13 protein-coding genes are annotated in these 15,234 nt (G+C 67.2%); 4 read left to right on the forward strand and 9 right to left on the reverse strand.

Annotation, left to right across the window (positions count from 1 at the left end; all coding sequences use genetic code 11):
• Positions 1–5: 5 nt before the first annotated feature.
• From secF to yajC, 3 genes are read right to left on the reverse strand one after another with little or no spacing between them, the layout of a single operon-like run.
• Complete coding sequence (secF, locus tag RXV79_RS23490; RefSeq protein WP_316700512.1) at positions 6–1,040, reverse strand: protein translocase subunit SecF; 1,035 nt, start codon at positions 1,038–1,040, stop codon at positions 6–8.
• Between the two features lie 46 nt (positions 1,041–1,086).
• Complete coding sequence (secD, locus tag RXV79_RS23495; protein ID WP_316700513.1) at positions 1,087–2,967, reverse strand: protein translocase subunit SecD; 1,881 nt, start codon at positions 2,965–2,967, stop codon at positions 1,087–1,089.
• 48 nt (positions 2,968–3,015) lie between these two features.
• On the reverse strand, positions 3,016–3,345 hold the full coding sequence (gene yajC, locus RXV79_RS23500) for a preprotein translocase subunit YajC (RefSeq protein ID WP_296726527.1): 330 nt from the start codon (positions 3,343–3,345) through the stop codon (positions 3,016–3,018).
• Between the two features lie 242 nt (positions 3,346–3,587).
• On the opposite strand from yajC, the gene RXV79_RS23505 reads away from it, so the two are divergent.
• Positions 3,588–4,526 carry a CysB family HTH-type transcriptional regulator gene (locus RXV79_RS23505; RefSeq protein WP_316700515.1) on the forward strand — a complete coding sequence of 313 codons (939 nt, stop codon included), beginning with the start codon at positions 3,588–3,590 and terminating at the stop codon, positions 4,524–4,526.
• A 15-nt stretch (positions 4,527–4,541) separates the two neighbouring features.
• Here the strand turns inward: RXV79_RS23505 and RXV79_RS23510 are convergent, their stop codons facing one another.
• The 6 genes from RXV79_RS23510 to RXV79_RS23535 all read right to left on the reverse strand — a co-directional run bounded on the left by RXV79_RS23510 (position 4,542) and on the right by RXV79_RS23535 (position 12,426).
• Complete coding sequence (locus tag RXV79_RS23510; RefSeq protein ID WP_316700516.1) at positions 4,542–7,271, reverse strand: PQQ-dependent sugar dehydrogenase; 2,730 nt, start codon at positions 7,269–7,271, stop codon at positions 4,542–4,544.
• Positions 7,272–7,437: 166 nt separating this feature from the next.
• On the reverse strand, positions 7,438–8,514 hold the full coding sequence (locus tag RXV79_RS23515; protein WP_316700517.1) for a sulfate/molybdate ABC transporter ATP-binding protein: 1,077 nt from the start codon (positions 8,512–8,514) through the stop codon (positions 7,438–7,440).
• Positions 8,511–9,395 carry a sulfate ABC transporter permease subunit CysW gene (cysW, locus tag RXV79_RS23520; protein ID WP_413816710.1) on the reverse strand — a complete coding sequence of 295 codons (885 nt, stop codon included), beginning with the start codon at positions 9,393–9,395 and terminating at the stop codon, positions 8,511–8,513. The genes RXV79_RS23515 and cysW overlap by 4 nt, the downstream gene beginning before the upstream one ends.
• A gap of 16 nt (positions 9,396–9,411) precedes the next feature.
• Positions 9,412–10,245, reverse strand: a complete 834-nt coding sequence (cysT, locus tag RXV79_RS23525; RefSeq protein ID WP_316700520.1) for a sulfate ABC transporter permease subunit CysT — start codon at positions 10,243–10,245, stop codon at positions 9,412–9,414.
• A gap of 24 nt (positions 10,246–10,269) precedes the next feature.
• Positions 10,270–11,298, reverse strand: a complete 1,029-nt coding sequence (locus tag RXV79_RS23530; RefSeq protein ID WP_316700522.1) for a sulfate ABC transporter substrate-binding protein — start codon at positions 11,296–11,298, stop codon at positions 10,270–10,272.
• A gap of 117 nt (positions 11,299–11,415) precedes the next feature.
• Positions 11,416–12,426, reverse strand: coding sequence for a sulfate ABC transporter substrate-binding protein (locus tag RXV79_RS23535; protein WP_316700523.1), 1,011 nt, complete (start codon positions 12,424–12,426; stop codon positions 11,416–11,418).
• A gap of 221 nt (positions 12,427–12,647) precedes the next feature.
• Between RXV79_RS23535 and RXV79_RS23540 the strand changes: the two genes are divergently transcribed.
• From RXV79_RS23540 to RXV79_RS23550, 3 genes are all read left to right on the forward strand, one after another.
• Entirely contained in the window at positions 12,648–13,199 is a 552-nt protein-coding gene (locus tag RXV79_RS23540) for a hypothetical protein (protein ID WP_316700524.1), read from the forward strand.
• 15 nt (positions 13,200–13,214) lie between these two features.
• Positions 13,215–13,661, forward strand: a complete 447-nt coding sequence (locus tag RXV79_RS23545) for a hypothetical protein (protein WP_316700525.1) — start codon at positions 13,215–13,217, stop codon at positions 13,659–13,661.
• Positions 13,662–13,774: 113 nt separating this feature from the next.
• Positions 13,775–15,208, forward strand: coding sequence for an NAD-dependent succinate-semialdehyde dehydrogenase (locus RXV79_RS23550; RefSeq protein WP_316700526.1), 1,434 nt, complete (start codon positions 13,775–13,777; stop codon positions 15,206–15,208).
• The last annotated feature ends 26 nt before the right edge of the window (positions 15,209–15,234 follow it).

Consider the following 15,234-nt stretch of genomic DNA (forward strand, 5'->3'; position numbering starts at 1 on the left):
TTACTCTACACCACCGCCCCTGCATTCGGGTCGTTCGGATCGACGTCCTTCGAGGGTCCGGACTTCATCAGATCCTCGCGCTTCACGCCCAGCCACATCGCGATGGCAGCCGCCACGAACACCGACGAATAGATGCCGAAACAGATGCCGATCGTCAGCGCGATCGCGAAGTAGTGCAGCGTCGGGCCGCCAAAGATCAGCATCGACAGCACCATCATCTGCGTGCTGCCGTGGGTGATGATGGTGCGGCTCATCGTGCTGGTGATCGCATGGTCGATCACCTCATGCGTGTTCATCTTGCGGTATTTTCGGAACGCTTCACGGATCCGGTCGAAGATCACCACCGATTCGTTCACCGAGTAGCCGAGCACCGCCAGCACCGCCGCCAGCACCGAGAGCGAAAACTCCCACTGGAAGAAGGCGAAGAAGCCCAGGATGATCACCACGTCGTGCAGGTTGGCGACGATGGCGGCCACCGAGAACTTCCACTCGAAGCGAAACGCCAGGTAAATCATGATGCCGATCACCACGAAGGCCAGCGCCTTCGCGCCGTCTTCGGCCAGCTCACGCCCCACCTGCGGGCCGACGAACTCGCTGCGCGCGAGCGTCACAGGCTCGACGCCATTGGCTTGGCAGACCGGCTTGTCGATCACCTCGCCTTTGTCAGTCTTCACCGCCTGGTGCGACACCGTGCCCGACTCAGCCTTGCACAGCTCGCCGAACACCTTCTCGACGACATCGCCCGCCTTGCCATCGCCGCGCACCGGCAAGCGGATCAGCACGTTGCGTGTGTTGCCGAAGTTCTGCACCTGCACTTCGCCGGCCTTCAGCCCCTCGACGGTTTGGCGCACCTTGGCAATGTCGGCCGCCTGCGCATAGTGCGCCTCGATCAGCGTGCCGCCGGTGAACTCGATCGACAGGTGCAGGCCACGGGTGATCAGGAAGAACACGGCCAGCAGGAAGGTCACGGCCGAGATGATGTTGAACACCAGCGCATGCCGCATGAACGGGATGTCGCGGTGGATGCGGAAGAACTCCATTGTTCAGGTCCGGTTGCGTTCTTGTTGAGCTCTTGTCGAAGAGCGGTCAGGGGTTCGTCGCCGGTGTCTCGGCCGGCTGGGCCTTGGGCTTCCACACCTGCCCGATCGACACGCTCTTGAGCTTCTTCTGGCGGCCGTACCAGAGGTTCACCAAGCCGCGCGAGAACACGACGGCCGAGAACATCGAGGTCAGGATGCCCAGGCAATGCACCACCGCAAAACCCTTGATCGGGCCAGAGCCGAACGCAAAGAGCGCGATGCCGGCGATCAGCGTGGTGACATTGGAGTCGAGGATCGTCGCGAACGCCCGCTCGTAACCCGTGTTGATCGCCGCCTGCGGCGATGCACCGGCGCGCAGTTCCTCGCGCACCCGCTCGTTGATCAGCACGTTGGCGTCGATGGCCATGCCGAGCGTGAGCGCGATGGCGGCGATGCCCGGCAGCGTCAGCGTGGCTTGCAGCATCGACAGCACCGCCACCAGCAGCAGCAGGTTGAAGCCCAGCGCCAGCGTCGAGAACACGCCGAACAGCAGGTAGTACAGGCACATGAAGACCGCGATCGCCGCGAAGCCCCAGATCACGCTGTGGAAGCCTTTGGCGATGTTGTCGGCACCGAGCGTCGGGCCGATGGTGCTTTCTTCGATGATCTCCATCGGCGCGGCCAGGGAGCCGGCACGCAGCAGCAGGCTCAGGTCGTTGGCGGCCTCGGTGGTGCCCATGCCAGTGATCTGGAAGTCGTTGCCGAACTCGCCCTGGATGCGGGCAACCGTCAGCACTTCGCCCTTGCCCTTTTCAAACAGGATGGCGGCCATGAAGTTGCCGACGTTGTTGCGCGTCATCTCGCGCATCAGCCGGCCGCCCTTGGCGTCGAGGCTGACCGACACGGCCGGCTGGTTGTTCTGGTCGGGGCGCGGCTGGGCGTTGGTCAGCATCTCGCCGGTGGCGACCGCTTCTTTGTAGGTCACGACCGGCGCGCCGCGGCCCACCGTGAAGCGCTCGCGCCCGAACGGCACCGGCCCCACGCCTTCGGTGGCGGCCCGCGCCTCCGCCGACATGTCGACCAGGCGGAATTCGAGGTTGGCGGTGCGGCCGATGATGTCCTTCGCCTTGGCGGTGTCCTGCACGCCCGGCAGCTGGATCACGACGCGGTCGGCGCCTTGTTGCTGGATCACCGGCTCGGCCACGCCGAGCTCGTTGACGCGGTTGTGCAGCGTGGTGATGTTCTGCTTGAGCGCAGCGTCTTGCACCGCACGCGCGGCTTCGGGCTTGAGGGTGCCGATGAGCTTGGTGTCGGTGCCGTCAGGGGCCTGCGTCCACTGCAGATCGGTCATCTGCGACAGCAGATCGGCCGCCGCCTTGAGCGTCTCGGCATCGCGGAAGCGGATGTCGACCGCGTTGCCATCACGGCCGATGCCGGCATGGCGCAGGTTCTTGTCGCGCAGCTGTGAGCGGATGTCGCCGACGATCGACTCCATCTTCTTGCTGAGCGCGGTCTTCATGTCGACCTGCATCAGGAAGTGCACGCCGCCGCGCAGGTCCAGACCCAGGTACATGGGCAACGCGCGCACCGAGGTCAACCACTTGGGCGAGCGCGACACCAGGTTCAGCGCAACGATGTAGCTGGGGTTGGCCGGGTCGGGGTTGAGCGCCTTCGAGAGCGCGTCTTTCGCCTGGAGCTGGGCATCGCCATCGGCAAAGCGGGCCTTCACGCTGTTGCCTTCGAAGACCACGAAATCGGGTTGCAGCTTGGCCGCCGCCAGCACTTCCTTGACCCGCTCGGCGCTGGAGCTGTCGAGCTTGAGCGTGGCCTTGCCACTGCTGACCTGAACCGCCGGCGCCTCGCCGAAGAAGTTGGGCAGCGTGTAGATCAGGCCGACCAGCAAGGCGATCGCCAGGATCGCGTATTTCCACCACGGGTAGCGGTTCATGTCGTGTCTTTCACGGCGCCGGCTCGCGCCAGCTTGTCTCTCAGGTTCTTATTTGAAGGTGCCCTTGGGCAGCACCTGGACCACGGCGCCGCGCTGCACCTGGATCTCGACGTTGTTGGCGATTTCCACGTGCAGGAAGCTGTCGCCGAGCTTGGTGACGCGGCCCAGCACGCCGCCGGCCACCACCACCTCGTCGCCCTTGGCGATGGCGTCGATCATGGCCTTGTGCTCCTTCTGCCGCTTCATCTGCGGGCGGATCATCACGAAGTACAGCACCACGAACATCAGGACGATGGGCAGCATGCCCGTCAGGCCGCCCAGCGGATCGGAGGCGCCGGCCGCGGGGGCAGCTTGTGCGAATGCTTCGGAAATGAACACGTGTGGATCCTCGTTGGGGCAGAAAGCGCGCGAAATGGCGCCCGCCAGAGTGAAAGCTTGGAATTGTATGCCCCTCATCCTGGGCCAGCGATGGGGGCCTGGGCGCTGACCCGGGCGCGGGCAAGAGGTTCCAACGACCCGCGGCTTAATCGTTTTGTGGATAAGGAAAGCAGCTTTAAGTCGTTCCTCAACTACGGGCCGCTGCCGATACTGCGTTCCCGTCACGATTTCCGCATGTCGCCATGAACTTTCAGCAGCTTCGCTCCGTGCGAGAGGCCGTGCGCTGCGGCTTCAACCTGACCGAGGTCTCCAAGGTGCTGCACACCTCGCAACCGGGTGTGAGCCGGCAGATCCGGGAGCTGGAGGAAGAGCTCGGGGTCGACCTCTTCGTGCGCGCCGGCAAGCGCCTCACCTCGCTGACGGCCGTCGGCGAGGTGGTCGCCCCCATCGTCGAGCGCATGCTCAACGACGCCGAGAACCTGAGGCGCGTCGGCGAGGAGTTCACCCAGGCCGTGCATGGCCGTCTGTCCATCGCGGCCACCCACTCGCAGGCGCGCTACGCCCTGCCCGGTGCGGTGCGTGACTTCCGCCAGCGCTACCCGCAGGTCACGCTCAACCTGCACCAGGGTTCGCCCAAGCAGGTGGCCGAGATGCTGATCTCGGGCGAGGCCGACATCGGCATCGCCACCGAAGCCCTGACCCAGTACGACGCGCTCGTCACCCTGCCTTGCTACCGCTGGACGCACAGCGTCATCGTGCCGCCCGGCCACCCGTTGCTGGATAGCGGGCCGCTCACGCTCGAGCGCCTGTCGGAGTTCCCCGTCATCACCTACGGCCCCGGCTACACCGGCCGTCTGCACATCGACGAAGCCTTCCAGGCCTCGGGCCTGGACTTCAACCTCGTGCTGACCGCGATGGACGCCGACGTCATCAAGACCTATGTCGAACTCGGCCTGGGCGTGGGCATCGTCGCCTCGATCGCCTTCGACGAGGACCGCGACCGCAACCTGCGGGCGATCGACGCCCGCCACCTCTTCGCCGTCAACCTGACCAAGCTCGCGGTGCGCCGCGGCAGTTTCCTGCGTGCCTTCGTCTACGACTTCATCGAAACCTTCGCCTCGCCGCTCAAACCCGAGGTGGTCGAAGCAGCAATGCGGGGCGAGCACATCGGCGACCAGTGACGCGCCCGACGGGGTTCACGGCGCGGCAAACCGGTTGATGCCTCCCTGCGTCAACACGTAGAGCGCGCCGTCCAAGCCCACCAGCATGCCCACCGGCGCGCCTGACACGCGCCCGAAGGCGTAGGCCGCATTGCCGTTCGCCAGGTCGACACGGCCGACCACCGACGAGCAGAAGTCGGTAAAGAAGTAGCTCTCGCGGTACGCCGCCAGGAAGTTGCCCGTGCTGGGGTAGAACGCCCCGCCGGTGATCGCGCAGCCATTGAAGAAACCGCCCATGCCGCTCGCACTGCCACCGTCGTGGTCGTAGGCGAAGAGCGGGCTGGTGACGCCAGCCGCATTCGTCGGCCCTTCGGTCGCCGGCCAGCCGTAGTCGGCGCCGGGCGCGCCAAGGTTGATCTCTTCCCAGAGGCCTGCGCCCACGTCGTTGATGTGCATGCGCCCGTCGCTCGCCCGCACCGCAAAGGTGAAGGGGTTGCGCAAGCCCCGCGCCCAGATCGCGCAGCGCAACGTACCGGCGGTCGTGCAGAACGGGTTGTCGCTCGGGATGCTGCCGTCTTCGTTGAAGCGCAGCATCTTGCCGAAGACGAGGTTCAGGTTCGGCGACTGCGAGCTGTCGGCGTTGTCGCCCACCGCGACATAGAGCTTGCCGTCGCGCCCGAAGTGCATCGCGCCCCCGTTGTGGTTGGTCGCGCTCGACAGGTTGGGCAGATCGACCAGCACCGTCTCGCCGCCGACGGCCACGTCACCGTTGGCCGTGAAGCGGCTGATGCGGTTGTTGCGCGCCGAGCCGTTGACGCGCGTGTAGTACACGTAGACGAACCCGTTCGACGCAAAGTTCGGATGCAGGGCCACGCCAATCAACCCCCGCTCGCCGGACGAATCGACGCTCAGGCGCACAAAGGGTGTTGGCAGCAAAGCGCCGTTCCTCACGATGCGCAGGTCGCCTCCTTGCAGCGCCACGAAGAGCCGCCCATCGGGTGCCTGCGTGAACGCGGTCGCGCTCGCGAGCCCGGTGACCCAGTTGTCGGCGCGTGTGAAGCCCGAGGGCTGCGTGCGGCTGCCACCGAACTGCACCGTGACGGTCGACCACGCCGAGAGATTCCCCGCTGCATCGCGGGCCCGCGCGCGCAGCTGGTGCTGGCCCGAGGCATACAGGTTGGTGTCGACACTTGCGCTGTAGGGCGGGCTGGTGTCGGGCGCGCCGGCGGGCTGGCCGTCGACCTGGAACTCGACGCTTGCCACGCCGGTGTTGTCGGTCGCGTTGGCGCTGAGGGTCAGCGTCCCCGTGAGCCCGCTGGCCAGGTTGGCGGGTGAGGTCAACGTGGCCACCGGCGGCTGCGTGTCGTTGCCCGGCGGGCTGATCGTCACGGTGACGGACGCACTGGTGGTGACGGCGCCGTTGTTGTCGGTCGCCCGCGCGGTGAGCGTGCGGGCCCCGGTGGTCGCCGGCGTCCACGACACGCCATAGGGCGCCGACACATCGGTTGCGCCGATCTTCACGCCGTTCTCGAAGAACTCGACGCCGGTCACGCTGCCATCGCTGTCGCTGGCCGTCGCTGCCAACGCGATCGCGACGCCTGTGGTGCCACTGCTGTTCGGCACGGGCGCGGTCAGCGCCACGCTTGGCGGGGTGTTCGCCACCGGTCCGAGGTCGGTGTAGGTTGCGGTGTAGGTGGTGTCGCTGGCGGGTGTCGAGATCGTGTGGGTCGCCGCACCGCCATCGCTCCAGCTCGTGAACTGGTAGCGGCGGCCGTTGGCGTCTTGCGTCGCAGGCGCACCCAGATCGCGCTCGATGCCGACCACGCCGGTGAGGGTGACCGGCGCGCTGATCGGCTGGCCATCGAGTGTGAGCGAGAGGCCGGCTGGCACCGTGGTGATCGTGAGCCGCGCCTTCTGCGGCACGATGTCGCGCGTCACCTCGTGCGTGGCCCCGGCGCTGTCGGTGGCGCGCAGGTGGAAGCGGTAGAAGATGTTGTCGGAGGTCTCGCCTCGTGTCGGGATCGTCACCGTGCCACCGCTGCCAGTCGTCGGCTGCAGGAAGGGGTGGCTGTGGGTGTCGTGGTGCAGGTCGGCCCACCACGTGAGGCGGGCGCCGGCAAGCGCACCGTCTTCGGCATCGGTCGCACTGCCGCTGAAGCTCACCGTCGTGCCGGCGCGGAAGGTGGCGCCCGCCACGGGCGCAGCGATCGTGGCGACCGGCGCCTGATTGCTCGACGTCTGCTGCACTTCGCAGACCTTGCCCACGTACGGCGCAGGGTCCGTGCCGAAGAACGCGTTCGTGCATTGCCCACTCCCGGTGACGCTTCGCTGCACCCAGCGTGTGCCGGCGCCATAACGCACCCAGCGCGTACCGCTCACCGTGAAGCTCTGGCCTTCGCTGGCGATGCGCGTCCAGGCCGAGGCCGGCGGCGGCTCGCCAGTGCCCGTCTGCACCTGGCAGGACTTCTGCACGCCGAAGGCGGGGTCGCTGCCGAAGGTCGCGTTGGAGCAGGTCACCGTGCCGGAGAGCGTGCGCTGCACCCAGCTCGACCCTGCGCCATAGCGCACCACCGAAGCACTGGCCAAGGTGAAGCTGCGGCCTTCGACCGCCACGGTCTGCCACGTATCGCCCGTGGCAGCGACCGTGGTCGTTCGCTCAGGGCCGTCGGGGGCCTGCTCCTCGTGGCCACCACCGCAAGCCGCGATCACGGCGCCGACGAACAAAGCGATCACGGCGCGCAGAGCGCGTGCTGGAACAGTGGTCATGGTGGCTTGTCTCCATCGAAGTGCCCGCGCAGATTTGTTGTTACGCGCTCAGTTCAATGTAGAAGCCCGCGGCGACCTCCCGGTCGGACCGCAACGGAAAGCGGCGTAGGACGCCGCCCCGTTTCAGACCCTGCCACTTGCAGTGTTTCGTCGCCGCAGCCGCTTCTCAGATCATTGCGGCGGGGTCGAATTCCTCGGTCTGCGGGCCCTGGCCCCCGGCGAGGAAACGTGTCACGCGGCGCGGCTTCAGGTAGACCTGGCTGCCGGTCACGAGGCCGAGTGTGTCGCGCAGCGCGGTGTAGTCGGCGCGGGCCATCTCCACGTCGACATAGCTGCCGTCGTCCTGGCGCTTGAACTCGATGCGCGTCTGGGGGCCGACGGTCAGCGCCTGCGAGAGCGTGACGGCGAGCGTGCCTTCGGACGGCGTGGCCACGATCTCGAGTTCGTGCGGGCGCACGTAGCTCACGTCGTTGGGGTCCACATTGCCGCCGGGCGAATGGCCGAAGCGGCCGTGAAAGAGGTTCACGTCGCCGAGGAACTGCAGCACGAAAGGCGTGGCCGGGCGGTCGTAGACCTCGTCCGGCGTGCCGTCCTGTTCGATCTTGCCGAGGTTCATGACGACCACGCGGTCGGCCACTTCCATCGCTTCGTCCTGGTCGTGGGTGACGAAGACGCTGGTCACGTGCATCTCATCGTGCAGGCGGCGCAGCCAGCGGCGCAACTCCTTGCGCACCTTGGCATCGAGCGCGCCGAAAGGCTCGTCGAGCAGCAGCACCTTGGGCTCGACCGCGAGCGCGCGGGCGAGCGCGATGCGCTGGCGTTGGCCGCCCGAGAGCTGGTGCGGGTAACGGTCCGCCAGCCAGTCGAGCTGCACGAGCTTCAGGAGCTCCATCACCTTCTCGCGGATCTTCGATTCGCTCGGCCGCGTGGCCTTGGGCCGCACGCGCAGGCCGAAGGCCACGTTCTCGAAGATGCTCATGTGGCCGAAGAGCGCGTAATGCTGGAACACGAAGCCGACGTTGCGGTCGCGCACGTCGTCATAGGTGGCGTCGGCGCCGTGGAACGACACCGTGCCCGAATCGGGCCGCTCCAGCCCCGCGATGATGCGAAGCAGCGAGGTCTTGCCCGAGCCCGACGGGCCCAGCAGCGCGACGAGCTCGCCCGACGGGATGTCGAGGTTGATGTTGTCGCAGACGACGGTGTTGCCGAAGGCCTTGTTGAGATTTCGGATTTCAATGCTCATTCGCTTCTCCCTTCGGCTTCGCGTTTCTGCGCCTTCACGCGCTGCTCGACCAGGTACTTCAACACCAGCGTCACCAGCGCCAGCCCCGCCAGCAGCGACGCCACCGCGAATGCGGCCGCGAACTGGTATTCGTTGTAGAGGATCTCGATGTGCAGCGGCATGGTGTTGGTCTGCCCGCGGATGTGGCCCGACACCACGCTCACCGCGCCGAACTCGCCCATCGCCCGCGCATTGCACAGGATCACGCCGTAGAGCAGCGCCCACTTCACGTTGGGCAGCGTCACGCGCCAGAAGATCTGCCAGCCCGAGGCGCCGAGCACCCGCGCGGCCTCTTCCTGCTCGACGCCTTGCGCCTGCATCAGCGGGATCAGCTCGCGCGCGATGAACGGGAAGGTGATGAAGACCGTCGCCAGCACGATGCCCGGCAACGCGAAGATGATCTTGAGGTCGTGGTCGCGCAGCCACTCGCCGAACCAGCCCTGCAGGCCGAAGATCAGCACGAAGATCAGGCCCGAGATCACTGGTGAGACCGAGAACGGCAGGTCGATCAGCGTGAGCAGCAGGTCCTTGCCGCGGAAATCGAACTTGGCGATGCACCACGCCGCCGCCACGCCGAACACGAGGTTGAGCGGCACCGAGATGGCCGCGGCCAGCAGGGTGAGCTTGACGGCCGACACCGCATCGGGCTCGGTGATCGCGGCGAGATAGACGTCGACGCCCTTCTTGAAAGCCTCGAAGAACACCGAGACCAGCGGTACGAAGAGGAACAGCGTGAGAAAGAGCAGCGCCACCGCGATCAGGGTGCGCCGCACCCACGCCGGCTCGGCGGTGGCGTCGACGAGCTTGCGGTGGGACACGTGGGTGCCGTCGGAAAGGGGCATTGCACTCATGGTGTCTTCAGCGGCCCTGGCGGCGGCGCGTCCACGCCTGCAGCAGGTTGATGGCCAGGAGCATCACGAAGGCGGCGACCAGCATCACCACCGCGATCGCGGTGGCGCCGGTGTAGTCGTACTGCTCGAGCTTGGTGATGATGAGCAGCGGCGTGATCTCCGAGACCATCGGCATGTTGCCGGCGATGAAGATCACCGAACCGTACTCGCCGAGGGCGCGCGCGAAGGCGAGCGCAAAGCCGGTCAGCAGGGCCGGCGAGACGATGGGGAAGATCACGTGGCGGAAGGTCTGCCAGCGCGAAGCCCCGAGCGTGGCGGCGGCCTCCTCGAGTTCCTTGTGCATGTCTTCCAGCACCGGCTGTAAGGTGCGCACGACGAACGGCAGGCCGATGAAGGTGAGCGCGACGAACACCCCGAGCGGCGTGAAGCTCACCTTGAAGGGCAGGTACTGGCCGATCCAGCCGTTGCCTGAATAGAGCGCGGTGAGGGCGATGCCGGCCACCGCCGTGGGCAAGGCGAACGGCAGGTCGACCAGCGCATCGATCACCCGCTTGAATGGGAAGCTGTAGCGCACCAGCACCCACGCCACGACCAGGCCGAAGATGGCGTTGAGCACCGCCGCCGCAAACGACGCGCCGAAGGTGAGCCGGTACGACGCGACCACGCGAGGCGTGGCCACGGCCTCCCAGAAGGCCGGCCACGTCATGGTGAACGTCTTCAGGAACGCCGCCGACAACGGGATCAGCACGATGAAGCTCAGGTAGAGCACCGTGAAGCCGAGGGCGATGTCGAAGCCGGGCAGCACGGAGTGCCGCCGCAGCAAGGTGCGCGAAAGGAACATGACGCGTGCGGTCTGTGCCGCTCGTTATTTCTTGATGGCCGCGAGGATCTGGTCGTAGATGGCGCCGTCGTCGAAGTGTTCCTTCTGCGCCTTGGTCCAGCCGCCGAAGGCTTCGTCGATGGTGAAGGTGTTGACCTTCGGGAAGTCCTTCGCGTACTTGGCGAGGATCTTGGCCGAGCGCGGGCGGATCTGGTGCTTGGCCGCGATCTCCTGCGCCTCGTCGCTCCACAGGAACTTGAGGTAGGCCTCGGCCTGCTTGCGCGTGCCCTTCTTGTCGACCACCTTGTCGATCAACGCGACCGGGTTCTCGGCCAGGATGCTCCACTTCGGGTAGACCACGTCGAAGTTGTCGCCGAACTCGGCCTTGATGAGGTTGATCTCGCTCTCGAAGGTGCACAGCGCATCGCCGATGTTGCGCTGCGCGAAGGTGGTGGTGGCCGCACGGCCGCCGCCGTCGAACACCGGCACGTTGCCGAAGATCTTCTGCACCGTCTCGCGGGCCTGGGCCGGCGTGGCGCCGCCCTTCATGAGCGCGCCCCAGGCGGCCACATAGGTGTAGCGGCCGTTGCCGGTGATCTTGGGGTTGGGGATGACGACGCTCACGCCCTGCTTGGCGAGGTCGGTCCAGTCCTTGATGCCCTTGGGGTTGCCCTTGCGCACCAGGATCACGGTGGTGGACGTGGTGGGCGCGCTGTTGTCGGGCAGGCGCTTGGCCCAGTCGGCGGGGATCAGCTTGCCGCGGCTGGCGATGGCGTCGATGTCGCTCGACTGGTTCATGGTGACCACGTCGGCCTCGAGCCCGTCGATCACGGCACGCGCCTGCTTGCTCGAGCCGCCGTGCGACTGGTTGACCGACACGTCTTCACCGGTCTGCCCCTTCCACTGCTTGATGAAGGCGGGGTTGATTTCCTTGTAGAGCTCGCGCGCCACGTCGTAGCTGACGTTCAGCAGCGTGGGCCCCGCGGCGAGTGCCCCGGGGGCGACATGGAGCGCAGCGGCCGCCACCGCGAGAGACAGGACCGAGCGGCGGGAGGGAACATGAGGAAAGCGCATGACGAAGGGCTCGCTAAGAAACGGACCGTCGATGCTACGGCCTCGCGAAAACTCGGGAAACGACAAGATTTGAGTTTGCTTATTCGTTGCCCGAGTGAGAGCCCCTGTTGGCGAGTCTTACTTGCTCTTGGTGTAGATCTGGTCAAACACGCCACCGTCGGCGAAATGCGTCTTCTGCGCCTTGGTCCAGCCGCCGAAGAGCTGGTCGACCGTGAAGAGCTTCACAGCCGGGAACTGCTTCGCATACTTGGCGGCCACCTTCTCGTCGATCGGGCGATAGAAGTTCTTGGCCGCGATCTCCTGGCCTTCCGGGGTGTAGAGGTAGTCGAGGTAGGCGGTGGCGACGGCACGGGTGCCCTTCTTGTCGACCACCTTGTCGACCACCGCCACGGGCGGCTCGGCCAGGATGCTCGTCGGCGGGTAGACGATGTCGAACTTGCCGGCCCCGAACTCCTTCAGCGACAGGTGGGCTTCGTTTTCCCAGGCGAGCAGCACGTCGCCCTGGCCGCGCTCGGCGAAGGTCACGGTCGATCCGCGGGCACCGGAGTCGAGCACCGGCACGTTCTGGAACAGCTTGGCGATGTACTCCTTCGCCTTCGCTTCGTTGCCGCCGGGCTGCTGCAGCGCCCAGCCGTAGGCAGCCAGGTAGCCCCAGCGCGCGCCGCCCGAGGTCTTGGGGTTGGCGGTGATGACCGACACGCCCGGTTTCACCAGGTCGCCCCAGTCCTTGATGCCCTTCGGGTTGCCCTTGCGGACGAGGAAGAGGTAGGTCGAGGTGTAAGGGGAGCTGTTGTGCTTCAGGCGCTTCTGCCAGTCAGCGCCGAGCAGCTTGCCGCGCTCGGCGATTTCGTCGATGTCATATGCCAGCGCCAGGGTGACAACATCCGCGTCGATGCCGTCGATCACCGAGCGGGCCTGCTTGCCCGAGCCGCCGTGCGACTGCTTGATGGTCACGTTGTCGCCGGTCTTGGCCTTCCAGTGCTTGGCAAAGGCGGCGTTGTACTCGTGGTACAGCTCGCGGGTCGGGTCGTAGGAGACGTTGAGCAGGGTCACGTCCTTGGCGGTTGCGATGCCGGCCAGGAGGGCCAGCGCCGAGGCGGCGAGCAGGGTGCGGATCGAAGTTTTCATCGTGGGTGCCGGGAGCCGGAATCTGCGGGAATGCGGTGGATGCTAGGGAGCGGCCCCCGATCGGAGAACGAAGAAAACAGCGCTTGCTTGCTCGCGAACCAACTAAGCAGAAATGGCACCAAGCTCATGACGGCCCGCTGCATTGCTGCTGTGTAAAGACGTCAACGACGCCCCGCGCGAGACCGTTCTTCAGGATCGACAACGATGAACCGGGTGCCCCCATGAACCCTGCGCTCCAACCCCCTCTCTCTCGCCCCTCGCGTGTGTCCGCCTGGCCGCTGGCCGTGCTGGCCGCCGCCTCGCTGATGGGCTGCGCCCAGATGCCCACCGGGCCCACGGCCCACGTGATGCCGGGGCCCAACAAGCCTTTCGAGGTGTTCATCGCCGACGACAAGCTCTGCCGCGACTGGGCGCACAGCCGCATCGGCGGCCCCGGCAGCGATGCCGCCGCCCAGCGCTTCGCCGCCGCCACCGCCACCGGCGTGGTGCTCGGCGCCGCCGCCGGTGCGCTGATCGGCGGCTCGCACAGCAGCGCGGGGGTCGGTGCCGCCGTGGGCGGCATGACGGGGGCCGCGGTCGGCTCCGACCAGAGCAACTACGCCGCCGGCAGCGCCCAGCGCCGCTACGACATCGCCTACCAGCAGTGCATGTACGCCAAGGGCAACCAGGTGCCCGGCGTCGGCTACTCTGGCTACCGCACGGCACCGGCGCCGGTGCCCCCCGCACCGCCCCGGCCCCCCGAGGGCATCCAGCCCCCGCCACCCGTGCGCTGAACCGAGGAGCCTGACATGAACGCCCGCCTCGCCCTTCCCCTCCAGGCTTTCACCCTCGCCGCCGCGCTCGCGGCGGGGCTCGCCCCGGCCCTCGCCGAGGCGCACCCTCGCGCCCGTGTCGGCGTGTGGATCGGGGGCCCGTTCTGGTGGCCCGGCTACTGGGGCCCGATGGTGGTGGAGCGCCCGGTGATCGTGCAGCCCCCTGTCGAGCCGCTGGTGGTGCAGCCCGCGCAGCAGGCGCACCTCTGGTACTACTGCCGCGAGGCGCAGATGTACTACCCCTACGTCACCTCCTGCCCATCACCCTGGCAGGAAGTGCCGGCCACCCCCGCGCCCGCGGCTCCGGCGGCGCCGGCGGCGCCGGCACAAGCCGCCGTGCCGGTCCAGCCCGCAGCGCCCGCTCCCGCCGCGGCGGCCTCGCGCACCGCCCCGGCCCCGGTGCCCCCAGCTCCGAACCGCTGACGCCCGGCCCCAGGCGCTGAACCTGGGCGACAACCTGGGCATGCGAGACGCGGAACAATCTGCGTTCCGCGTGGCGCCACGCCACCTCACGCACCTCAGCCCAGGACTCCCCCATGTACACAGACGTCTCCCTGTTCATCGACGGCGAATGGACCGCCGGCACCAGCGGCAAGAGTGAGCCCATCCTCAACCCCGCCACCGGCAAGGCGCTGGCCCGCCTGCACCACGCCGGCATTGCCGAACTCGACCGCGCACTCGCCGCGGCCGACAAGGGCTTCAAGACCTGGCGCGCCGTGTCGCCCTTCGAGCGCTACAAGGTGCTGCGCAAGGCGGCCAACCTGATGCGCGAGCGCGCCGACGAGATCGCCCAGCTGATGACGCTGGAGCAGGGCAAGCCGCTGATGGAAGCCAAGATGGAAGCGATGTCGGCCGGCGACCTGATCGACTGGTTTGCCGAAGAAGCGCGCCGCACCTACGGCCAGATCGTGCCGCCGCGCGCCGAAGGCGTGACCCAGCTCGTCATCAAGGAGCCGGTGGGCCCGGTCGCGGCCTTCACGCCGTGGAACTTCCCGATCAACCAGGCGGTGCGCAAGGTCTCGGCTGCGCTCGCCGCGGGCTGCTCGGTGATCTTGAAGGGGCCGGAAGAAACGCCCGCGAGCTGCGCCGCGCTGATCCGCGCCTATGCCGATGCGGGTGTGCCGGCCGGCGTGATCAACCTCGTGTTCGGTGTGCCGAGCGAGATCTCGGAGTACCTGATCCCGCACCCCGTCATCCGCAAGATCACCTTCACCGGCTCGACGCCGGTGGGCAAGAAGCTCGCCTCGCTCGCCGGCCAGCACATGAAGCGCATCACGATGGAACTGGGCGGCCACGCACCGGCCATCGTGTTCGAGGATGCCGACGTGGCCTCGGCCGCCAAGCAGCTGGCGGGTGCCAAGTTCCGCAACGCGGGCCAGGTGTGCGTGTCGCCCACGCGCTTCCTGGTGCACGAGTCGGTGTACGCGCAGTTCGTCGACGGCTTCGTCGCCACGGCCTCGCAGATCAAGGTCGGCGACGGCCTGCAGAAAGACACCCGCATGGGCCCGCTGGCCAACAGCCGGCGTGTGGAGGCAATGCAGATGTTCGTGGACGACGCGGTGGCCAAGGGCGCCAAGGTGGCAATCGGCGGCAAGCGCGTGCCCGGTGACGGCTACTTCTTCGAGCCGACCGTGCTGACCGACGTGCCGGCCGATGCGCGCATCCTGCACGAAGAGCCCTTCGGCCCCATCGCGCCGATCATGCGCTTCAAGACCTACGACGAGGTGGTGGCCGAGGCCAACCGCCTGCCGTTCGGCCTGGCGGCGTATGCGTTCACCAAGTCGCTCAAAACCGCCACCGCCATCGGGACCGCCATCGAGAGCGGCATGGTGTCGATCAACCACTTCGGCCTCGCCCTGCCCGAGGTGCCCTTCGGCGGCATCAAGGATTCGGGCTACGGCACCGAAGGCGGCAGCGAGGCGATCGACGCCTACCTCAACGCCAAGTTCGTGACGCAGACGGGGCTCTGATCCCGGACGCCGGTGGCGGCCCTATC

The sequence above is a fragment of the Piscinibacter gummiphilus genome (assembly GCF_032681285.1).
GTDB classification, from domain to species: domain Bacteria; phylum Pseudomonadota; class Gammaproteobacteria; order Burkholderiales; family Burkholderiaceae_C; genus Rhizobacter; species Rhizobacter gummiphilus_A.